Source organism: Methylovulum psychrotolerans (assembly GCF_002209385.1).
Taxonomy (GTDB): domain Bacteria; phylum Pseudomonadota; class Gammaproteobacteria; order Methylococcales; family Methylomonadaceae; genus Methylovulum; species Methylovulum psychrotolerans.
Window position 1 is genome coordinate 3,449,174 of sequence record NZ_CP022129.1, and the last position, 20,644, is coordinate 3,469,817.

A 20,644-nucleotide genomic window follows, 5' to 3' on the forward strand; every position below is an offset into this window, starting at 1 on the left:
ACGCCCTGCCGGTTTGGTATTTGCAGGGGGGATCGTAACGCATAAAAAGAGGGCTGTTGGTGGCCGTCTAATGGGTCACGGGTTGGCGTTGTTCTTGTCGGCGGGCCGTTAGCCAAGCGACGATGCGGGTGCTGAGTTTTTTAAAGGCCTCTTCTTGGACGGGTTTGGTCAAATAAGTCGTGCAGCCCGCCATTACCCCCTTCACTTCGTCCAGCGGCGAGGTTTTGCCGGACACCATGATAATCGGGGTCTTTTTATACTGCGGATTGCGGCGTAATTGGGTGCAGACTTCATAACCGTCGATATCCGGCATAATCACGTCTAAGAAAATCAAGTCATAGTGTTGCTGTTGCGCCATTGCCAAAGCGGTCGCACCGTCTTGGGCAAAGGCGATGCTGGTGATTTGTTCTAAGGTGGATAGTTTGTGTTCCAAGTCTTTTTGGACGGGTAAGCTGTCATCTACCACTAATACCCGATAACCGCCCGTGGCAACTGCCGGAGCCGGGCTTATCGGCGGTATTTGCGGTAATGGTGGTGCGGCCATGGTTTGCGGTAATACCCGTTCCGATAGTCCGGCAAGCGGGCTTAGCCTGTCGAGTGCGGTTATCAGTCTGGCGGTGGTCAACAGGCCGCTGAGATGGTGGGCAGGAGGAGGGTCTATTGGCCCTTGGCTGATGGCTATGACTTCAACGCCGACCTTTTTGCTCAGGATCAGGTCTTTTTTTCTTAACGCCAAGGGGTTGTCGTAATTGACCAGCAGCACATGCAGGACGGGCTCGGTGGGAGGTACCAGCACATAGAGGTTTTTATGGCGGGGCTGTTGTTGGAATAAGGGTTTGAGCTTTTCCTCCCATGCCGCCCCGAAACCGATGGTGGCCACCGCCACGCGGGTTTGCGGCCTGGGTTCGGCAACGGTGGGAGCGTCTTGGTGCAGACTGTTTGGGTACATGGCAATACTCCTATGGGGTTAACGATGAAGCCTGTGTAGGGATAACGCGGTTTAGGAACCGCTCCATTTCAGAAAAGACGGCACATAGAGTTGGTCGAAAATACCGTTATCGTCAAAATGTTCTTTTTGGGCTTGCTCCCAACTGCCGAAGCCTTCTTTAACAGTAAAGAGCTTCATTTTGGAGAAGCGGTTCAGGTCTGCCGCATCGGCATATTGGGGGGAGATGGGGCGGAAATAATGTTTGGCGGCCAATTTTTGCCCGATAGGGGTATACAAATACTGTAAATAGGCGGTTGCCGCTTCTTCGGTGCCATGTTTTTTAGCGATGCTGTCAACCACGGCCACCGGCAGTTCGGCAAGAATGCTGGTGGACGGCGCGACGATTTCCACTTGGCCTTCGCCCAGTTCTTTAACCGCTAAAAACGCTTCGTTTTCCCAGGTCAACAACACGTCGCCCACGCCGCGTTGCAAGAAGGTGGTGGTGGCGGCACGCGAGCCGGAATCTAGGATGGGGACGTTTTTATAGAGTTCTTTTAAAAAATGTTTCGCCGCTTCTTTGCCGCCGTATTTTTTTTCCGCAAATGCCCAGGCGGCCAGATAATTGTAACGCGCCACGCCGGAGGTTTTCGGGTTGGGGGTGACCACGGTAACGTCGGCCTTCACCAAGTCATCCCAGTCTTTGATGCCTTTGGGGTTGTCTTTGCGTACTAAAAAGACCACGGTGGAGGTGTAGGGGATGCTATTGTTAGGCAGTTTCGTTTGCCAGCCGTTGGGCAATAACTTGGCTTTTTCCGCCACTTTATCGATGTCATAAGTGATTGCCAGGGTCAGCACATCGGCTTCCCGCCCTTCAATCACTGAGCGTGCCTGTTTGCCGGAGCCGCCATGGGATTGTTCTATTTTGACGGTTTCGCCGGATTTGGTTTTCCAGTAACTGATAAAGGCCTTATTAAAATCTTGAAAAAGCTCACGGGTAGGATCGTAAGACACGTTGAGCAACGTCTGGTCGGCGGTGGCGGCATTAGCGGCGAACAGGCCAGCGAAGATTGCTATGGTGAGTTTGGTGGTAAAAGTCATGATGTTTCCCTTAGGCGCCGTGATGTCAGATTTTTTAACATTAAAATAAATGGCCCAGCCTCTAGGCTATTAGGTGGTTAAGGCAGTTAACCATAACAAGTTGCAGGATGAAGCGCTTATCACCTTGATAGGAAAGCGCCATCCCGCAGATGTCCGGCTATAGGCCAAAAAATCCGGAAGTGGCGGAGTTGGCGGTTAAAATGGCTTTTAAATATTTGTTGTTAGGGGTGTTGGCATTGCCCCAGAACACGCTCAGGCCTGCCGCCGCCGGATCGGTTTTGGTATTGATGATGGCATCGGCCACAGTCAGGCCAAGGGTTTGGCCTTGGTAGTCGTCATTACCAAAATGTACGCCCAAGTAAATGCGGCTCCGGCCATTTTCTAGCTGTAGCTTAGAAAAGCTGCTGACGGTGCGGGTGGTGGCATCGCCACCAAACACTAATGGGTCTACTTGGCCTGTGCCGTTATTGGTGCCGATTAGCCACGGTAAAGTGGTCAGGGTTACAGGTGTGCCATTTTTCTGGATATTATCGGACTTGAAAAAAGCCCGCAGTATCTCTGCCCCCGCCGCGCCGGTCGCGCTATGTCCGCCCGTGTTGGAAGGATGGGAAGGGGTGGTTGCCAGAGGTTTCCAAGTATAAGTGCTGACGCTGCCGTCCGGGTTGGCGTTGAGGGCGGTAATAGGCCGCCAAAACGTCAGGTCGTATTTGGATTGGAAGGCGGCAATACGGGCATCGGCCAAGGCATTGGCCAACACGGCAAATAATTTGGCGTTTTGGTCTAGGGTCAGGTTTCGGCTGGCCGAGGCAAGCCGGGCGGCTTCGTTAACAAAGAGTTCCGCGTCGGACTTGTAAAACAGCGCCTGTAAGGTTTGGTCGTGGCTACGGTTGCCCGGATTGGCCGAGTCTTGCCCGTGGGTTTTGACAAAATCCAACTCGGCATTGTATTCGTCGCTACCGATGGTGAGGGCGGGAGGGACGGTGGCGACCAGCAGTTGTTTTTTTACGGTGGTCAAGCTAAATGGCGTGACGTTTTTCCAGTTAAAATCAATGCCTGCCGCCGCTTGGATGGCTCCAGACGCGTCAAAGCCAGTCGGTGCGCCGGTGATGGGGTCGTTAACGCCTGCCGCGCCGTTGCTGGGCCGCCATAGGCCAATCCCTGGATTGCCGGTGGCATTAGGGATGACCGTATTGGTGGTGGAAACGCTCAGGTTGCTGGAGGGGGTATAGGTGGTTCTGATGGCGGAAAAATCTTCCGCCCTGGCCGCTAAGGCTGCTGCGGCGGCAGCTTGGCCGACGGCAATGCCAGGATCGGCAGCCGTTACGCCCAAAGCCGCCAAATCGCTGGCCAGTTGCGTGTTTAACCAATCCCGGGTGGGGTTCCAACTGCCACTGGCCGGATTAGGCAATGCCCCCAGTAATACGTCATGTGCCGCTTGTGCCGCCGCCGCCGCCGCCGATTTAGCGGTTGCCCCGGTGGGTGCGGCGGCGTTGTAGTAATAGCTGGTGGGGCTAAAATGATCGAAAACGTTGACCGCATCGAAAACGGCGCGGGCTTCGATGGCTTCGATACGGGTGGCGACATTGGAATTTTGCGCCAAGCTGGCGGTGCCGGTGGTCAGTGAAGTGGCGGCTTTGGTCGCCCAAACGGTGTACTTGTTCCAATCGGTGACGGTATCGGCGGTCGCGGAAACGGTGAATAAGGAAGCGGCAATAGCCACAGTCAGTGTCGTCAGGCGTAATGGGGTAGCTGTGTTATTTTTCATATAAACCTCTATTGAATTTTGAAAGTCTGCATAATGCACAACACCGACAGTAACGTCCGGTCATTACTGTTGTGTACTTTTCAATAGTCAATTTATATGCCAATATGTAAGTTATTGTATTTGCTTTGTTTCTGTTGAGTAAGGGCGGGTAATGGTGTTGCTGTGACAACAGTAGTCAAGCAAGTGCTGTTTGTCGGTAAGGCTAAAAGCTTACTGGCAACCGAATATGCCGCCCGAAAAGCGTGGCATTTTTACCGCTTGTCCGGCTCGGCTATGTTGGCTGGCACCTAGTAGGTTCTGCCAAGATCGTATCCAATTTCCGCATAATGTCCGTGACTTTTATCGCCGCCATATTGGCGCGGCATTGCTTGAGGTCGGTCTGGAAGGTGGCGAAGTTTTCATTGGCGGGGATAAGGGTATGGCTTTGTTCTTGTCCGTACGGCCCCCAGCGGCGCGGGTGGGCACTTTTTAAAGTGGAATAAAATCCCAATAAGGGCTTGTTGAAGGCGCGGGCGATATGCAGGGGGCCGGTGCTGTTGCTGATCAGCAGAGTGCAGCGTTGGATCAGGCACAGCAGTTCTTCTAAAGAAAACTGCCCGGTCGCATCGATGAGGGGTTTGCGGCAGTGGCGGCTTAGTTGCTGGTACAAGGGGCTTTCTTTGGCGGTGCCGGTAATGATGACCGTGCCGGGTAAGGGGTAAGCGTCGATCAGGTCGCCGTATAGGTTAAGGGGCAGATCGATGGCGCTGCCGTTACTGCCGGGATGGATGAGGGTAAAGTGGCGGAACTGGTGGTGTTGTAAGAAGGTTTCGACTTTGGCCGCCGCCACTGCACTGGTTTGGAAGTTAAAGGGGATGGCTTGGCGGTCAGGGGGATTAATCCAGCCGTGCAGCAGGTCAAGGTTATAGTCCAGTTCGTGTTGGCGTTGGTGTTTGCGCTGTTGCCAAACCCAGTGGTTCGCGTATAAGGCATAGAGGCGTTCGGTGCGGGTCAGCCGGTGCGGGATGCGGGCGGCAAAAGCCAATTTGGCTAAAACGAATTTAGGGTGGATATTAAAGGCCATATCATAGTGTTGGGTTTTGATTGCGTCGACAGTGCTGCGGTAAGCGTCGCCGGAAGGCTTGATGCTGTCTGGCAGGATCAGCACTTGGTCGGCATCGGCATAGCATTGCGCTAAGGGGGCACTGTAGGCGGGGACGAGAAAATCGATGCGCAACTGCGGATAGTGTTGTTTTAGCAGGGTGGTTAAGGGCAGGGTGTACAGTAAATCACCGAGATTGTCCTTGCGCAGGAATAAAATTTTTTGGATGTCGGTAAAGTTTAACGGGGTGCAAAACGGTAGCATCATGTCTCCAGGGCGAGGTATGCAAATGGCTAAAAGCTATTTTATGGTAAAACGTTATCATGATGGGTGGAACTTTTGGGGCGAAAAGTCTGGCTTTACATGGCAAATATCGGCAAATGATGCGAAGATAACCGCAACTTTTAGGCCTTATATATTATGGAGTGTTATGCTGAATAAAGTCATGTTAATCGGGCGGCTTGGCGCTGACCCGGAAGTGCGTTATATGCCGTCGGGTGCGGCGATTACGACTATCCGCTTGGCGACCAGTCGGCGCTGGAAAGATAAGCAGACCAATGAAAACCGTGAGGAGACCGAATGGCATCGGGTGGTGTTTTTTGCGCGTCTGGCGGAAATTGCCGGAGAATATTTAAAAAAAGGCAGTCAAGTTTATGTGGAGGGGCGTATCCGTACCCAGAAATGGCAAGGCCAAGACGGCCAAGACCGTTACACCACCGAGATTGTCGCCGAAGAGATGCAGATGCTGGGTAGCCGCACTGGCGGCACAGGTGAGTTTGACACCCAAGCCCCCGCCCAAGCCGCCCCGCCGCCCGCCCGTCCGGCTTACCAAGCCCCGCAGGCGCCATCACCCGCGCCGCAATATAACAGTCCGGCCATGCCTCCTGCCCCGCCGACTTATGATGATTTTGATGATGATATTCCATTTTAGGCTGATTAGGCTAAAGCCAGTTAAATGTCATGCACTACTGGCAGAAACGGCTTAAGGACTTTATAATCAGGTCTTTTTGTATGCCCATAGGCTGCCGGAACGTTATTGGGCGGTTGCTTTAGCCTGTTTGGGGCGGTTTTTTTAGATCATCGGATACCATGTCAATTAAACGATCTTTTTTCCTACTGTTGCCTGTGTTTGTCACGGGGTGTGCTTATAACCCGTTCGGGGAGAAAGAGCCCGCGCCTGTTTATCAAGAGCGGCCTGTTATCGTTCAAGCACCCGAACCGGTGCCGGCACCTGCGCCCGCACCTGTGCAGACCATCGAAATTAATAAGATGCCGGATATGCCCGCCCCGACAGTCACGCCTTTGGAGCCGGAGCCGTTAACGCCGGAACAGACCCGGCAAATGCTGACCCCGGAGCAAGAGCAAGCGCTCAATGCTTTGGAGAAACCGACCAGCTTAGACCCCAGCAGCACATCGCTGTTGCCGTCGCCGTCGGCGGTCGCGCAGCCGCCCCAGCCTGCACCTTTGACGATGGCGATGAATGCAGTACCGCCAGCGCCTGCCGAACCCGTTCTGCCTGTGCCGAGTATGGAGCCGGGCACTATTGTCCCACAACCGGCCGCCGCCGTGCCGCCATCGGTAGCCGCCCCGGATGTCGTCGCCATGGTCACGCCGCCCGCACCGCCACCGCCGCCACCTGTATTCGAGCCATTGCAGACGTTTGCGCCGTTATCGGCAGTGACGCAAACCTTGGTGTTGGCGGCGGACAAGAGTGTCGCGCGGGGCAATATTGATTCGGCCTCGGCGACGATAGAGCGGGCGATGCGGATTGAGCCGAAAAATCCGACCTTATTATATAAATTGGCGTTGTTACGGTTAAAGCAATCCAAACCCGTTTTGGCGGAAGATTTGGCAAAAAAATCGGCGCTGATGGCGACTAACGACAAGCCGCTGAAAAAACATAGTTGGTTACTGATCGCCCGCGCCAGAGAAATGCAGAACGATATGGACGGTGCGGAAAAAGCGCGTAAACAGGCCGAGAAGTTTTGAGGTTTTGCATATACTTCAAATGGTCAAGTTTTCGGTTTTAGGATTAACCATTTGGCCGTCTCCAGACCACGGACGGATTAACCGAAAACTTGACCGTTCAGAGTATAGCTGCGCGTAACTGATTTTCTTAATGGCGGCATTTCCGGCGCTAAAAATTTACCCCTTTAATTTTCCTGACATCATGCACAGCACCCCTTCTGAAGTCTTAACTACCTTAAAAACCTTACGCGACTATATCCGTTGGGCCGCCAGCCGCTTTGCCGAGCATCAAGTCAGTTTTGGCCACGGCACAGTAGCCGCTCTTGATGAGGCGGCGGCACTGATCTTGCACACGGTTTATCAGCCTTATGATCTGGCCGAGGCTTATTTGGACACCGTGTTGGCCTTGGATGAGCGGCAAAAAATCCTTGATATAATAAGCCGCCGCATTAACGAGCGTATTCCTGCCGCTTACCTGACCCATGAGGCCATCTTTGCCGGCTTGGCTTTTTATGTCGATGAGCGGGTGCTGGTACCCCGGTCGCCGATTGCCGAGCTGATTGCCCAACGGTTTGACCCGTGGGTGGACGAAGACCAAGTAATGAATATCCTCGACTTGTGTACGGGCAGCGGCTGTATCGCCATTGCCTGCGCTTATGCGTTCCCAGAGGCTTATGTCGATGCCGTAGACTTGTCTGCCGACGCGCTCGCCGTTGCCACAGTGAACGTCAGCCAGCACCAGTTGGGTGACGCAGTGACCTTGTATGAATCGGATTTGTTTGAAGAACTGCCGGAAACCCGCTACGACATTATTGTCAGTAACCCCCCTTATGTCAGTATAGAGGAATGGCAGCAGCTCCCTGCCGAATTCCACGCCGAACCGCAATTAGGTTTGACCGCTGGAGAGACGGGTTTGGATATTGTGTTGCGTATCCTCGCCGATGCCGATAACTATCTGACCGATACGGGTATTTTGGTCGTTGAAGTCGGCAATAGTGCCGCCGCGTTGCAAGACGCTTTCCCCGAAGTGCCGTTCTATTGGCTAGAATTTGCGCGGGGCGGTGATGGCGTGTTCTTGCTCACCGCCGAACAAGTCAACCTTTACCATAAACAATTTTTAGCCGCTTTGTCATAATATGTCCGGAAACACCATAGGAAAACTTTTTACCGTCACCAGTTTTGGCGAGAGCCATGGGCCTGCCATCGGCTGTATCGTCGATGGTTGCCCGCCGGGTATGGCCTTGTGCGAAGCCGATCTCCAGCATGATTTGGACCGCCGCAAGCCCGGCACTTCCAGGCATACCACGCAACGCCGTGAGGCCGACGAGGTAAAAATCCTCTCCGGCGTGTTTGAGGGCAAAACTACGGGTACGCCCATAGGTTTGCTGATTGAAAACACCGACCAACGTTCGAAAGATTATGGCAAAATTGCCGAGACTTTCCGCCCCGGCCATGCCGATTATACTTACCAGCAAAAATACGGCTTCCGCGATTATCGCGGCGGTGGCCGTTCGTCGGCGCGGGAAACCGCGATGCGGGTGGCGGCGGGCAGTATTGCGAAAAAGTTTTTGTTTGAACAGGCGGGTATCGAAATCCGTGGTTATTTGTCGCAATTGGGGCCGATAAAAATCGCTAAAGTGGATTGGTCGGTCATCGACAGCAATCCGTTTTTCTGCCCGGATGCCGATAAGGTGGCGGAAATGGAAAGCTATATGGATGCCTTGCGCAAAGAAGGCGAATCCATCGGGGCGCGGATTGAGGTGGTCGCCAGCAATGTGCCGCCCGGTTTGGGCGAGCCGATTTTTGACCGCTTGGATGCTGAGCTGGCTTACGCGCTGATGAGCATTAATGCCGTGAAGGGTGTGGAAATTGGCGACGGCTTTGCCTGTATCGATACCAAAGGCACGCGCTTTCGTGACGAAATTACCCCCGAAGGCTTTTTAAGCAACCATGCGGGCGGCATTTTGGGCGGCATTTCCAGCGGCCAAAACATCACCGCCAGCATCGCCTTAAAACCCACCTCCAGCTTGCGTTTGCCGGGGCGGACGATTAATACCCACGGCGATGCCACCGAGGTGATTACCGAAGGCCGCCATGACCCTTGTGTCGGCATCCGTGCCACACCGATTGCCGAAGCGATGGTGGCGATTGTGCTGATGGACCATTATTTGCGCCATCGGGCGCAGAATCTGGCGGTGGCTTCGGGCTTGCCGGTGTTGCGTTAGGGCAAATATATACTGTGAACGGCCAAGTTTTCGGCTTTTACAATGTAGGGTACGCTGTGCGTACCTTTTACACTGATTTTTATGAGGATTTTTTAAAGGTACGCACAGCGTACCCTACCAAAAAAACCGAAAACTTGACCGTTCGGAGTATAGCAAGGCATTTTTGTAGTATAGGGCAGGCGCGGGGCGTTTGTCCGGCAACTTTTTAACCACGATATAGACGGACATTATGGCGCAATATATCTATTCCATGAACCGGGTCGGTAAAATCGTCCCGCCGAAAAAATACATTCTGAAAGACATTTCGTTGTCTTTTTTCCCTGGCGCGAAAATCGGTGTGCTGGGCCTGAACGGCTCCGGTAAATCGACGTTGCTGAAAATTATGGCGGGTATCGATAAGGAAATCGAAGGCGAAGCCGTGCCGCTAAAAGGCATTTATATCGGCTATTTGCCGCAAGAGCCGCAGTTAGACCCGAATAAAACCGTGCGCGGTAACGTCGAAGAGGCGGTGGCACATGTTAAAACCGCTTTGGCTGATTTGGATGCGGTATATGCCGCTTATGCCGAAGAGGATGCCGATTTTGACAAATTGGCGGCGGATCAGGCGCGGTTGGAAGATATTATCAACGCGCTGGACGGGCATAATATCGACCGCAAGCTGGAAGTGGCGGCGGACGCATTGCGCTTGCCGGATTGGGATGCCGAGGTCACGACCTTATCGGGCGGGGAAAAACGCCGCGTCGCCTTATGCCGTTTGCTGTTGTCCAACCCCGATATGCTGTTGCTGGACGAGCCGACCAACCATTTGGATGCCGAGTCGGTGGCTTGGCTGGAGCGCTTCCTGCATGATTATACCGGGACGGTAGTGGCCGTCACCCATGACCGTTACTTTTTGGATAACGTTGCGGGCTGGATTTTAGAATTGGACCGCGGTTCCGGCATTCCGTGGGAAGGCAATTATTCCAGTTGGCTGGAGCAAAAAAGTGCCCGGTTGCTGTTGGAGGAGCGTCAGGAGTCTTCCCGGCAAAAGACCATGAAGGCGGAGTTGGAGTGGGTGCGCACCAACCCGAAAGGCCGTCATGCCAAAAGTAAAGCACGATTGGCTCGGTTTGAAGAGCTGTCGGCGGTGGATGTGCAAAAACGTAATGAGACCCAAGAAATTTATATCCCGCCGGGGCCGCGTCTGGGCGATGTGGTTATCGAGGCTAACAACATCAGCAAGGGTTTCGGCGATAGGCTGCTGATTAATGAACTGAGCTTTAAATTGCCGCCTGGCGGTATTGTCGGCATTATCGGGCCGAACGGGGCGGGTAAATCGACGCTGTTCCGTATGATGGCAGGGCTAGAACAACCGGATTCGGGTACGCTGACCATGGGGCAAACCGTGCAGTTGGCCTATGTCGACCAGTTGCGCGATGATATGGACAATACCAAGACGGTATGGGAAGAAGTTTCCGACGGGTTGGACGTGATTACGGTCGGCAAGTACGAAACGCCGTCACGCGCCTATCTGGGGCGTTTTAACTTTAAAGGCGGCGACCAGCAAAAACGCATCGGCGATTTGTCGGGCGGTGAGCGTAACCGGGTGCATTTGGCGAAATTACTGAAAACCGGCGGCAACGTGCTGTTGTTGGACGAACCGACCAACGACTTGGACGTGGAAACCTTGCGGGCGTTGGAAGAGGCGTTGTTGTCTTTTCCTGGTTGCGCCGTGGTTATTTCGCATGACCGTTGGTTTTTAGACCGTATCGCCACGCATATCTTGGCTTTTGAAGGCGATAGCCAAGTGGTGTGGTTTGAGGGTAACTATGAAGATTACGAGGCTGACAGGCATCGCCGTTTGGGTAGTGATGCGGATAACCCCAAGCGCCTGAAGTATAAAAAATTGGCGTAAGGAAGGCAAAAAAAAACCGCTTTTATAAGCGGTTTTTTTGCATCCAATAGATGCTTGGCGGTAATCCTGAACGGCTCTGGCCAATAATGGCCGATGGGATAGGGGGATACCGCCGCTATGCCTTAAGAATAGCGTCTTTTACGCAAAGCCGCCATGCCAAAAAAGCCGATACCCATAATGATCAGGCTGGCTGGCTCAGGCACTGGGCTGCCTTCGGTATAAGTATAGGTGATCAAGCCGGAGCAAGAGCCAGTAGTGGTTTGGTTGGCGAGGATGTTACCGCCGCCGCCAGTGAACGAGCTGGTGGTTGCGGTGTTACAGCCGATGCCCAATGTGCCGGTACCGATGAAGTCGCTTAACGTTACGCCAGTCAGCAGAGTGTCATTAGTGCTGTAATCGTAAGTTTCTGTTCGTGTGCCTAAGTTAAGGTTGCCTCCTGCCGCTAAAGTGACATTTGTGCCTACTGTTTTTAGATAAGCGGTGTTGTTGCCGGTAGTGGCAAGAACGGTGGTGAACGCATCGTAAATGTTGCCTGAACCTGCAAAAATGTCAAAAGACCAATCTAAGGTTGATGTATATTTGAACGTTTGCGATCCTGAGGCATTGTTATGCAAGGATGTGGTGCTGACTGAAAGGCCGGTCAGGTCAATGGTGACGCCGGTCAGTGTGCCTAAACTGGAGTTGAATTGGTTAAAAATCCCAGTTGAGTTGCCATTATTTAGTTCGGTGGTTGTGGGGCCCAAACTAAATGAGGTGGTCACTGTCGCGGCGCTGGCCAGCGAAGAAAGCGCCAATCCGCCTACAACCAAAGCTGAAGCAAGAATATTTTTTTTCATGTTGTTGACTCGTTTAATAAAATTAAAAACTTATGCTGGGTTTGTTCCCGCACATTACTTAAATATCTTTAGCCAATCAGAGACCGCCTTGATGAAGCCAATGTAGAACTTTAAATATTACCCAATAGCAATATGGTTTTAGCAATATCCATACCAATAATATTCTGCCGATAACAGGCTGATTTTCAACGCGCTTACTTTAATGGCAGTATTGATTGTAAAATAAACTGACAGCAATTCCTGCTGCTGGTTTTGAAAGTAAAGTAGTGGCTTGCTATTGCCACCGAATGGTGTTTTGGCCTAAGTGGTTTCGTCCGTCCGGTATCTTTTAAGCAGGTTTTACCATGATAGGTGGGTTATGAATTGCCTGATAGGCGGATTTTTGTATACATCCGTCCTTAAATGCCATGAAGAATTAAGGACGTTAAGCGGGTTGGATCTATTGGCGAAAGCGAAGGGGTTAGTGTGCCAAACCGTTTCATGCTTTGGTAAGCGGGTTAGCATTTAAGGGTAGGAAGTGGTATGGATCAATTTGTCGGGGGGGTACTGGTAGTGGATTCTGAAGTATGGTGCTGTGTCATGTAAATAAACCTGACAGTCTCCGGCAAGCAGGGCAAGGTATGGTTAAGCAGGCGACCCCGCTGTCAAGTGTGCCGACAATCAGTAATGGATGGTAGGGCGGTGGGCAGGCCAGGCCAGGCCAGGCCAGGGCGGGGTGGTTTTGACGTAGATGAAGATAATCCCCCCACACGGACGGGCGAATCAGTTATAATCCGTTATTTCCGCATTAAAACAGTCAAACAAGGCATGTCAGAAATACGTTCAGAACTTCAACGGCGGCGCACTTTCGCCATTATTTCCCACCCTGACGCAGGCAAGACCACGATTACCGAAAAGCTCTTGCTGTTCGGTGGCGCGATCCAGTTGGCGGGTTCGGTCAAAGGCCGCAAAGCGGCGCGTCATGCCACGTCTGACTGGATGGAAATGGAAAAGGAGCGGGGCATTTCGGTCACCACGTCGGTGATGCAGTTTGAGCATAACAATGCCATTATCAATTTGCTGGACACACCCGGCCATGAAGACTTTTCGGAAGACACTTACCGCACCCTGACGGCGGTGGACTCGGCGCTGATGGTCATCGACGTGGCGAAAGGGGTTGAGGAGCGGACGATCAATCTGATGGAAGTGTGCCGTTTGCGTACCACGCCTATCCTGACCTTCATCAATAAGCTTGACCGTGAAGGCCGCGAGCCGATAGAGCTGATGGACGAAGTGGAGAACGTGCTGAAGATCCAATGCGCCCCGATTACCTGGCCGATTGGTATGGGCAAACGCTTTAAAGGCGTTTATCATTTATATAAGGACGAAATCCATTTGTTCAGTGCCCAGCATGGCGGGCGGATTGCCGAGGCTGAGGTCATCAAAGGCTTGCATAACAGCAAACTCGACGCGTTGCTGGGCGATCAGGCGGCGGAGTTGCGCGATGAAATTGAGTTGGTCAAAGGGGCCAGCCATGAGTTTGCGTTGGAGGCTTATTTGGCGGGCAAGCTGAGTCCGGTATTTTTTGGTTCGGCGATCAATAATTTCGGGATTTTGGAATTGTTGGACGCGTTTGCTGAATACGCGCCGTCGCCCCGGCCCCGCGAAGCTGAGCAACGCAGCGTCGCGCCCGATGAGGATAAGTTTAGCGGCTTTGTTTTTAAGGTGCAGGCCAATATGGATCCTGCGCACCGTGACCGGGTGGCGTTTTTGCGGGTGTGTTCGGGCAAATTCGACAAGGGCATGAAAATCCATCATGTCCGTTTGGGCAAATCGGTGCAGGTATCCAATGCCATCACCTTCCAAGCCGACACGCGCAAAAGTGTCGAAGAAGCCTATCCTGGCGATATTATCGGCCTGCATAACCATGGTACTATCCAAGTCGGCGACACCTTTACCCAAGGCGAGGTTTTGAAATATGGCGGCATCCCGTATTTTGCCCCGGAATTGTTCCGCCGCGTGGTGCTGAAAGACCCGTTACGCGCCAAAGCCTTACAAAAGGGTTTGGTGCAGTTGACCGAAGAAGGGGCGACGCAGTTATTCCGGCCTTTAAAAAATAATGACCTGATCTTAGGCGCGGTGGGGGTGTTGCAGTTTGATGTGACGGCGTTCCGCCTGAAAGCGGAATATAATGTCGAATGCGTTTACGATGCTGTGCCGATTTCCACGGTGCGTTGGGTCAGTTCGGATAATGCCGCCAAGCTTGAAGAGTTTAAGAAAAAGGCCTTTGACAATCTGGCCGAAGATGGCGGCGGCTATTTGGTCTATGTGGCGAACAGCCGCGTCAACCTGCAACTGACCGAAGAGCGTTGGCCGGATATTAGGTTTAGCTCGACCCGTGAATTGTAAGGGTAGGGGGCTTGAAAAATATGAAAATGCCCAAAACTAGGCGGTTATGCCGCGCTTATGGCTAAATAGTGCTTTAGAGGGGGCGGGCATCTTGCCCGCCCTCCAAAGAGGCGACCGCTTTACGGTTATGCCGAGATTATACATGCACATTCCTAAGTAATCTGAAAACCCGATTTTGGGTTAAGGGATTTAAACGCTATCCGCCGCCCTTATTTTCTTAACAATGACTGAACCCTTATGTCTGAACAAAACAGTGATGCACAAGCCGCAGTAGGCGGGTTAAAAGATTTTATTAACCAGCAGGTGATCGGTCAGGAGGTGCTGGTTGAAAGGATGCTGGTGGCTTTGCTGGCGGATGGCCATATTCTGGTCGAAGGTGCGCCGGGGCTTGCCAAGACCCGCGCGGTTAATGTCCTGAGCAAAGGTATCCAAGGCGATTTCCATCGGGTGCAGTTTACCCCGGATTTGTTGCCCGCCGATTTGACCGGTACAGAAATCTACCGCCCGCAACAAGGCACGTTTGAATTCCAAAAAGGCCCGTTATTCCATAACCTGATTTTGGCCGATGAAATCAACCGCGCCCCCGCTAAAGTACAGGCGGCTTTGTTGGAGGCGATGGCGGAGCGGCAAATTACCGTCGGCAAAGCCACTTATCCCTTGCCGATGTTGTTTATGGTGATGGCGACCCAAAACCCGATTGAGCAGGAAGGTACTTATCCGTTACCAGAAGCGCAATTAGACCGCTTTTTGCTGCATGTGAAGGTGGATTATCCCAGTGCCGAGCATGAAAAGGCGATCTTGCATTTGGTGCGGGCAGAGGCGCGGCAAGCCGTCGCCACCCGTAAGGCGGCAGTGTTTGCCCCCCTCAGCCAAGAACTGTTGTTTACCGCCCGCAACGAAGTGCTGGACTTGTACATGGCGGACAATTTGGAAGCCTATCTGTTGCAAATTATTTTGGCGACGCGCAATCCGCAGGCATACGGTGATGATTTGGCCGGCTGGCTGCAATACGGGGCTAGCCCACGTGCCAGCATTGCCCTAGACCGTTGTGCCAGGGCCAAGGCCTGGCTGGCGCAACGTGATTACGTCGCCCCGGAAGATATTCAGGGTATGGCTTTTGATGTGTTGCGCCACCGCTTGATTTTATCTTATGAAGCCGAGGCTGAAGGCGTGACCACCGATGGCCTGATTGCCGAACTGATTGCCAGAATCCCTGTCCCTTGATGATAAGCAAAGCCTTTCCCAGCACGGTCGAGCCTAGGGTAACCGTTACCCTAACCAGCCTTATTGAGCTGGCGGGCTTTGCCGTGCGCATTAAGCTGCACCATCCGCAGTTTCGGGCCCGCCAAAGCGGCGGTTATGTGTCGCGCTTTAAAGGCCGGGGTATGGAGTTTGAAGAGGCGAGAATTTATCAGGCGGGTGATGATATCCGTAGCATCGATTGGCGGGTGACGGCACGGACAGGGACGACCCATACCAAAGTCTTCCGTGAAGAGCGTGAAAAACCGGTATTTATTTCCGTGGATAACCGTGCGGCGATGCACTTTGCCACGCGAGGCGTGTTTAAATCGGTTTTGGCCGCTAAATTGGCGGGGCTGTTGGCTTGGACGGCACAGCAGCAAGGCGACAGGATAGGCGGGCAGTTGTTTACCGAGCAGTTTTGCTGCGAACTGAAGCCGCAAAACGGGCGGCCAGCGGTATTGCGGTTTTTGGATTTGCTGGTGAAAGGCACTTGTGGGGCGAGTGCGGCGATTGTCTCGCTGGAGCAGGTGTTGGCACGGCTCACCCATCATGCCCGCCCGGGCAGCTTGGTGTATGTTATCAGTGATTTTCGCGGCTTGGATGCGAAGGCGGAGATTCATCTCGCCAAATTGTCGGAGCATTGCGATGTGGTGCTGGTATTTGTTTATGACGCGCTGGAAAAAGCCCTGCCCACTTATCAAGGCCGTTACCGCTTTACCGACCAAGTCCGCGAAGTCGTTATCGACAGTGCCGATAGCCCGCGTTTGCAGGCTTATCAGCAGCATTTTGCCGACCGCCAACAGCGCTTGGAACAATTGGCAAAAAAGCCCGGTTTGGCCTTAATCCAATGCAGTACCACCGACGACCCGCTAGCCTGTTTACGATGATTTTCCTGTTGGTTTTTTCCTGAGCCTATTATGCAGCCTACGCAATTGGAACTGAAAGGGCTACATTTGCCCGAAGCCCTGTCATGGTGGCCGCCCGCTTGGGGCTGGTGGCTGGTGGCGGCCGCCGCTGTGTTGGTGCCGGCGCTCTTGTTTGCCTGGTATCGGCGGTTGACCCGCCAAACGGCGGTTAAAACCGCGAAAAAACTGCTGGCGGCACTAAAACAGAATCCTGACTTGGATAATGGCCAAAAATTACGCGAACTGTCCGTCTTGCTAAGGCGAGTGGCGATCAGTATCGCGCCTGACCCTAGCCAAGTCGCGGGGTTAACCGGAGCGCGGTGGTTGGCGTTTCTCGACCAAGGTTTGCCCGACGCGCCTTTTAGTTTAGGGGTCGGGGCGGCTCTTGCCGATGGCCCTTATCGGCGCAGCGTTCTGGGCGATGCCCAGATAGCGCAACTTTTCACCCTTTGCGAGGCTTGGCTGAAAGACTGTGTCCCAGCCTACCGCCGCGCCAAACGACAAAAAAAATCCTTATGATCCATTTGGAATGGCCTTGGTTATTGTTGGCCTTACCCGTGCCGCTAGCGGTCTATTGGTTGCTGCCCAGTCATCGGGTATTGGAGCAGGCGGCCTTGAAAGTCCCGTTTCTGGAAGACTTCGACGATGGGCATACCTTAGTCATTAGCCAAAAAAAATGGCCGTTGTGGTTGGCGGCAGTGGCTTGGGGTCTGTTAGTGTTGGCCTGCGCCCGTCCGCAGTGGTTGGGCGAGCCGATTGAACAGGCGGTCAGTGGCCGGGATTTGATGCTGGCGGTGGATTTGTCCGGCAGTATGGAGGCGCAGGATTTTATTTTGAATAAGGAGCCGGTCGATCGGTTGACTGCCGCTAAGTCGGTGGCGAATGATTTTATCAACCGTCGGGTTGGCGACCGTATCGGCTTGATTTTGTTCGGTAGCCAAGCGTATTTGCAAACCCCGCTGACCTTTGACAGAAAAACGGTCATGACCTTGTTGGACGAGGCGCAATTGGGTTTGGCAGGCGATAATACCGCTATCGGCGATGCCATTGGTTTGGCGGTCAAGCGATTGGGTCAGCAGCCGGAAAATAGCCGTGTTTTGGTGCTGATGACCGACGGTGCCAATACGGCGGGTGAAGTTTCGCCGTTAAAGGCGGCGCAACTGGCGGAATCGAAACATTTGAAGATTTATACGATTGGTATCGGTGCGGATGAAATGCTGGTGCGCAGTTGGTTTGGCAGCCGTAAAGTGAACCCGTCGACAGATTTGGACGAGGGTACCTTGGTAAAAATTGCCGAAAGCACGGGCGGGCGGTATTTTCGGGCGCGTAACACCGATGAGCTGAACAATATTTACCGCTTGCTGGATGATTTGGAACCGGTCGAAAAAGACAAGCAGTATTATCGGCCACACAGCGAACTGTTTTATTGGCCTCTGGGCTTTGCGTTGGCGTTGGCGGCGGGGTTGTGTGTCCGGCGGGTGAGGTTGTGATGGATTGGGATTGGGCGGCTTTGCATTTTATTAGGCCTTGGCTGTTGTTGGCGTTATTGCCGGTTATGGCGTTGGCGGTTTTGTTGTGGCGCAGCAAATTGCAGCAAGGGCTTTGGTCGGCGGTTTGTGATGAAGCTTTGTTACCGTATTTGTTGCAGCATAAGGCCGTGCAGCCAGCCAAAGGCTTATTCGGTGCGGGCGTTTTGGCGGGCGTTTTGGCGGTGTTTGCCTTAGCGGGGCCGACATGGCGGCAATTGCCTATGCCGGTGTTCAGAAATGCCTCTGCGGTGGTGATTGCCTTGGATTTGTCGTTGTCTATGGATGCCCAAGACATTAAGCCCAGCCGTTTGGTGAGGGCGCGTTACAAAATCGCCGATTTGTTAAAGCAGCGCCAAGACGGGCAGACCGCGTTGCTGGTGTATGCGGGGGCAGCTTTTACGGTGACTCCTCTGACGGATGATGTCCAGACTATCGCCAGCCAATTGTCGGCCTTAACTACGGACATTATGCCCAGTGCGGGCAGCGATACGCCAGCGGCAATCGCTAAGGCGGTCGAATTGCTTAAGCAGGCTGGTTTGCCAAAAGGGCAGATTGTTCTGGTCACCGACGGCATTGACGGACGTACTATCCCACAAATGGTCAAGGCCTTAAGCGGTTATCAGTTGTCGGTATTAGGGGTGGGTACGCCGGATGGCGCACCGATTCCAGAGGCGGGCGGCGGTTTTGTCAAAGACCGGCAAGGCGGGATTATTATCCCAAAATTGGCGGCGGGGCCACTGGCGGAGTTGGCGCAAGCCGGGCAGGGCATTTATCAGACCATCAGTGCTGATGACGGCGACATTAAGAATTTGCAGGCGTTGTTAGGACAAGCCAGCCAACAGGATGGTAAAGCCAGTAACGGTACCATTCCGGTCTGGGATGATAAGGGGCCATGGCTGTTATTGTTGATTTTGCCGGTGGTGGCCTTAGGTTTTAGGAAAGGTGTGTTGGCTATCGGTATGTTGGCACTGTTGCCCCTGCCGCAAAACAGTTATGCGGGCGGCTGGCAAGATGCATGGCAAAGCCCTGACCAACAGGCACAAGCGCAGTATCGGCAACAGCATTATTCGGAAGCCGCCCGGCAATTTACCGATAAGCAATGGCAAGCGGCGGCACATTATCAGGCCGGGGAATACGATAAGGCGGTGGAGGCTTACCAGGCCGACCCGCAAGCGGGTAATGCCGATTATTTTTATAATTTAGGCAATGCGCTGGCGCAATCAGGGCAATTGGAAGCCGCCCTTAAATCTTATGAGCAAGCCTTAGCCATCAAGCCTGATGATGCCGATACCCTCTATGCTAAGGATCTGGTGGCCAAAGAATTGGCTAAACTTAAGCCAGAGAACCCGCAGGATAAGCAGGATAAGCAGGATAAGCAGGACGGCCAATCGTCACCACAAGATAAATCCCAGCAAAGCCAAAGCCAAGGCCAGAATCAAGAACAAAGTCAAGATCAAGGACAAGAAAAGCAAGGCAGCACCGAGAACGAACAAAAGCCGCCGCAAAAGCCGGAACACCCAGACCAGCCAGAAGTTGGGCAGCCAGACCAAAAGCCGCAAAAAAGCCCTAACCAGGATGCTAAAGGGCAAACTGTGCCAGACTCAAAAGCAGCGGCGCCTAAACCGGATGCCGAGCAGTCTAAACAGGCCAAAGATCTTGGCTCGGTCGAATCGGCCGAGCAACACCAAGCTGAGGAGCAGTGGCTAAAGCGTATTCCTGATGATCCGGCGGGATTGTTAAAACGCAAATTCAAATATCAATACGGTCGTGGCGGGCAGCCAAGCACTCTGCCTGAAAAAGAATGGTAAGGTATCCGCCCTTTGTGAAAGTGCGTCCCCAGCTTTGCGTTTTTCTGACAAAGTTTGTCATTAAACGACCATCTGCAACCTTTATACTGCCCCGAACGCTTATAGGCAGTGAATTCAAGTTAATAATACCCAAAAAAATGGGCAATTATTATCCGTTTTTAAAAGATGAAATAGGTCACACTATGATAAAGTTACTGGGCGTATTGTTAAGCGGCTGGCTGGCGGTGGGCGCGGCTACCGTGCAGGCGGAGTCAAAGTTACCCGATACCTTGGCGAAAATAAAGCCCGGCATTGTGGCGGTAGGCACTTACTTGCCTAAACGCAACCCGCGGGCCAGCTTTATGGGAACGGGATTTGTGATAGCGCCGGGTAATCTGGTGGTCACTAATGCACATGTCATCCCGGAACTGTTAGATCGCGAGCATCTTGAAGAAGTGGCTGTTTTTTATCGCCAAGGCGATGAAGAGCGGATGCTGCCCGCCACCGTGGCCGCTACCGATAAGGCGCATGATTTGGCAGTGTTAAAAATTAGCGCAACCTTAACCGCGCTGCCATTAGGTGATGCCGCCGCCGTCAGGGAAGGGCAAGTTTATGCGTTTACCGGCTATCCCATCGGTATGGTGCTGGGTTTGTTTCCGGTAACGCATAGGGGCATGATTTCTGCTATTACGCCCAATGTAATCCCGACCATAAACGCCGGACAAATTAATCCGAAGCTGATTTCGCGTTTGGAAACGCCTTATAAGGTGTTTCAGTTGGATGCGACCGCCTATCCGGGCAACAGCGGCAGTCCGCTTTATGATGCGGATAGCGGCAAGGTGGTCGGGGTGATCGATAAGGTGTTTGTCCAAGAAAGCAAGGAGAGCGTGCTCTCCCATCCTAGCGGCATCAGTTATGCTATCCCTGTCACCCATTTGGATAATTTGCTTAAAGATAAGCAGTTGCGTTGATTTTTTGGCCGTGCGATTTTTGAAAAA

General features: G+C 53.0%; 18 protein-coding genes. 13 read left to right on the plus strand and 5 right to left on the minus strand.

Annotation, left to right across the window (positions count from 1 at the left end):
- Nucleotides 1-67: 67 nt before the first annotated feature.
- From CEK71_RS15685 to CEK71_RS15695, 3 genes are all read right to left on the minus strand, one after another.
- Nucleotides 68-949 carry a response regulator gene (locus tag CEK71_RS15685; protein WP_088620260.1) on the minus strand — a complete coding sequence of 294 codons (882 nt, stop codon included), beginning with the start codon at nt 947-949 and terminating at the stop codon, nt 68-70.
- Between the two features lie 51 nt (nt 950-1,000).
- Entirely contained in the window at nt 1,001-2,026 is a 1,026-nt protein-coding gene (locus CEK71_RS15690) for a sulfate ABC transporter substrate-binding protein (RefSeq protein ID WP_088620261.1), read from the minus strand.
- 157 nt (nt 2,027-2,183) lie between these two features.
- Complete coding sequence (locus tag CEK71_RS15695) at nt 2,184-3,791, minus strand: vanadium-dependent haloperoxidase (RefSeq protein ID WP_088620262.1); 1,608 nt, start codon at nt 3,789-3,791, stop codon at nt 2,184-2,186.
- Nucleotides 3,792-3,953: 162 nt separating this feature from the next.
- Between CEK71_RS15695 and CEK71_RS23955 the strand changes: the two genes are divergently transcribed.
- Nucleotides 3,954-4,082 (plus strand): hypothetical protein, encoded by a 129-nt coding sequence (locus tag CEK71_RS23955; RefSeq protein ID WP_269766558.1) that lies wholly within the window; start codon nt 3,954-3,956, stop codon nt 4,080-4,082.
- Here the strand turns inward: CEK71_RS23955 and CEK71_RS15700 are convergent.
- Nucleotides 4,063-5,139 (minus strand): glycosyltransferase family 9 protein, encoded by a 1,077-nt coding sequence (locus tag CEK71_RS15700; RefSeq protein ID WP_088620263.1) that lies wholly within the window; start codon nt 5,137-5,139, stop codon nt 4,063-4,065. The two genes, CEK71_RS23955 and CEK71_RS15700, sit on opposite strands and share 20 nt — an antisense overlap.
- A gap of 163 nt (nt 5,140-5,302) precedes the next feature.
- Here CEK71_RS15700 and ssb point away from each other — a divergent pair, with 163 nt between their 5' ends.
- From ssb to ettA, 5 genes are all read left to right on the plus strand, one after another.
- A complete protein-coding gene (ssb, locus tag CEK71_RS15705; RefSeq protein ID WP_088621656.1) occupies nt 5,303-5,803 on the plus strand; it encodes a single-stranded DNA-binding protein in 501 nt (166 codons plus the stop codon).
- A 158-nt stretch (nt 5,804-5,961) separates the two neighbouring features.
- Nucleotides 5,962-6,861 carry a hypothetical protein gene (locus CEK71_RS15710; protein ID WP_088620264.1) on the plus strand — a complete coding sequence of 300 codons (900 nt, stop codon included), beginning with the start codon at nt 5,962-5,964 and terminating at the stop codon, nt 6,859-6,861.
- Nucleotides 6,862-7,042: 181 nt separating this feature from the next.
- Nucleotides 7,043-7,975, plus strand: coding sequence for a 50S ribosomal protein L3 N(5)-glutamine methyltransferase (prmB, locus tag CEK71_RS15715; protein ID WP_088621657.1), 933 nt, complete (start codon nt 7,043-7,045; stop codon nt 7,973-7,975).
- A 1-nt stretch (nt 7,976) separates the two neighbouring features.
- Complete coding sequence (gene aroC / locus CEK71_RS15720; RefSeq protein ID WP_088620265.1) at nt 7,977-9,065, plus strand: chorismate synthase; 1,089 nt, start codon at nt 7,977-7,979, stop codon at nt 9,063-9,065.
- Nucleotides 9,066-9,294: 229 nt separating this feature from the next.
- Nucleotides 9,295-10,959, plus strand: coding sequence for an energy-dependent translational throttle protein EttA (ettA, locus tag CEK71_RS15725; RefSeq protein ID WP_088620266.1), 1,665 nt, complete (start codon nt 9,295-9,297; stop codon nt 10,957-10,959).
- A 122-nt stretch (nt 10,960-11,081) separates the two neighbouring features.
- Here ettA and CEK71_RS15730 read toward each other — a convergent pair whose 3' ends face one another.
- Complete coding sequence (locus CEK71_RS15730) at nt 11,082-11,795, minus strand: PEP-CTERM sorting domain-containing protein (protein WP_088620267.1); 714 nt, start codon at nt 11,793-11,795, stop codon at nt 11,082-11,084.
- 807 nt (nt 11,796-12,602) lie between these two features.
- Here CEK71_RS15730 and CEK71_RS15735 point away from each other — a divergent pair.
- The 7 genes from CEK71_RS15735 (at nt 12,603) to CEK71_RS15765 (ending at nt 20,617) form a co-directional block, all read left to right on the plus strand.
- Complete coding sequence (locus CEK71_RS15735; protein ID WP_088621658.1) at nt 12,603-14,183, plus strand: peptide chain release factor 3; 1,581 nt, start codon at nt 12,603-12,605, stop codon at nt 14,181-14,183.
- 237 nt (nt 14,184-14,420) lie between these two features.
- On the plus strand, nt 14,421-15,407 hold the full coding sequence (locus CEK71_RS15740) for an AAA family ATPase (protein ID WP_088620268.1): 987 nt from the start codon (nt 14,421-14,423) through the stop codon (nt 15,405-15,407).
- Nucleotides 15,407-16,312 carry a DUF58 domain-containing protein gene (locus CEK71_RS15745; RefSeq protein ID WP_088620269.1) on the plus strand — a complete coding sequence of 302 codons (906 nt, stop codon included), beginning with the start codon at nt 15,407-15,409 and terminating at the stop codon, nt 16,310-16,312. Before CEK71_RS15740 ends, CEK71_RS15745 begins: the two co-directional genes overlap by 1 nt.
- 30 nt (nt 16,313-16,342) lie before the next feature.
- Nucleotides 16,343-16,849: a DUF4381 domain-containing protein gene (locus tag CEK71_RS15750; RefSeq protein ID WP_088620270.1), complete on the plus strand. Its 507-nt coding sequence runs from the start codon at nt 16,343-16,345 to the stop codon at nt 16,847-16,849.
- Nucleotides 16,846-17,820, plus strand: a complete 975-nt coding sequence (locus CEK71_RS15755) for a vWA domain-containing protein (RefSeq protein WP_088620271.1) — start codon at nt 16,846-16,848, stop codon at nt 17,818-17,820. Before CEK71_RS15750 ends, CEK71_RS15755 begins: the two co-directional genes overlap by 4 nt.
- Nucleotides 17,820-19,667, plus strand: coding sequence for a VWA domain-containing protein (locus CEK71_RS15760; RefSeq protein ID WP_088620272.1), 1,848 nt, complete (start codon nt 17,820-17,822; stop codon nt 19,665-19,667). The genes CEK71_RS15755 and CEK71_RS15760 overlap by 1 nt, the downstream gene beginning before the upstream one ends.
- Nucleotides 19,668-19,849: 182 nt before the next feature.
- Nucleotides 19,850-20,617, plus strand: coding sequence for a S1 family peptidase (locus tag CEK71_RS15765; protein ID WP_088621659.1), 768 nt, complete (start codon nt 19,850-19,852; stop codon nt 20,615-20,617).
- Nucleotides 20,618-20,644: the final 27 nt, after the last annotated feature.

Excerpts from the sequence above, each read along its gene's own strand:
- ettA (WP_088620266.1), top strand. The coding sequence starts at position 9,295 with ATGGCGCAATATATCTATTCCATGAACCGGGTCGGTAAAATCGTCCCG.
- CEK71_RS15755 (WP_088620271.1), top strand. The coding sequence starts at position 16,846 with ATGATCCATTTGGAATGGCCTTGGTTATTGTTGGCCTTACCCGTGCCG.
- CEK71_RS15690 (WP_088620261.1), bottom strand. The coding sequence starts at position 2,026 with ATGACTTTTACCACCAAACTCACCATAGCAATCTTCGCTGGCCTGTTC.
- CEK71_RS15745 (WP_088620269.1), top strand. The coding sequence starts at position 15,407 with ATGATAAGCAAAGCCTTTCCCAGCACGGTCGAGCCTAGGGTAACCGTT.
- CEK71_RS15765 (WP_088621659.1), top strand. The coding sequence starts at position 19,850 with ATGATAAAGTTACTGGGCGTATTGTTAAGCGGCTGGCTGGCGGTGGGC.
- CEK71_RS15760 (WP_088620272.1), top strand. The coding sequence starts at position 17,820 with ATGGATTGGGATTGGGCGGCTTTGCATTTTATTAGGCCTTGGCTGTTG.
- ssb (WP_088621656.1), top strand. The coding sequence starts at position 5,303 with ATGCTGAATAAAGTCATGTTAATCGGGCGGCTTGGCGCTGACCCGGAA.
- CEK71_RS15695 (WP_088620262.1), bottom strand. The coding sequence starts at position 3,791 with ATGAAAAATAACACAGCTACCCCATTACGCCTGACGACACTGACTGTG.
- prmB (WP_088621657.1), top strand. The coding sequence starts at position 7,043 with ATGCACAGCACCCCTTCTGAAGTCTTAACTACCTTAAAAACCTTACGC.
- CEK71_RS15685 (WP_088620260.1), bottom strand. The coding sequence starts at position 949 with ATGTACCCAAACAGTCTGCACCAAGACGCTCCCACCGTTGCCGAACCC.
- CEK71_RS15730 (WP_088620267.1), bottom strand. The coding sequence starts at position 11,795 with ATGAAAAAAAATATTCTTGCTTCAGCTTTGGTTGTAGGCGGATTGGCG.
- CEK71_RS15700 (WP_088620263.1), bottom strand. The coding sequence starts at position 5,139 with ATGATGCTACCGTTTTGCACCCCGTTAAACTTTACCGACATCCAAAAA.
- CEK71_RS15735 (WP_088621658.1), top strand. The coding sequence starts at position 12,603 with ATGTCAGAAATACGTTCAGAACTTCAACGGCGGCGCACTTTCGCCATT.
- aroC (WP_088620265.1), top strand. The coding sequence starts at position 7,977 with ATGTCCGGAAACACCATAGGAAAACTTTTTACCGTCACCAGTTTTGGC.
- CEK71_RS15710 (WP_088620264.1), top strand. The coding sequence starts at position 5,962 with ATGTCAATTAAACGATCTTTTTTCCTACTGTTGCCTGTGTTTGTCACG.
- CEK71_RS15740 (WP_088620268.1), top strand. The coding sequence starts at position 14,421 with ATGTCTGAACAAAACAGTGATGCACAAGCCGCAGTAGGCGGGTTAAAA.
- CEK71_RS15750 (WP_088620270.1), top strand. The coding sequence starts at position 16,343 with ATGCAGCCTACGCAATTGGAACTGAAAGGGCTACATTTGCCCGAAGCC.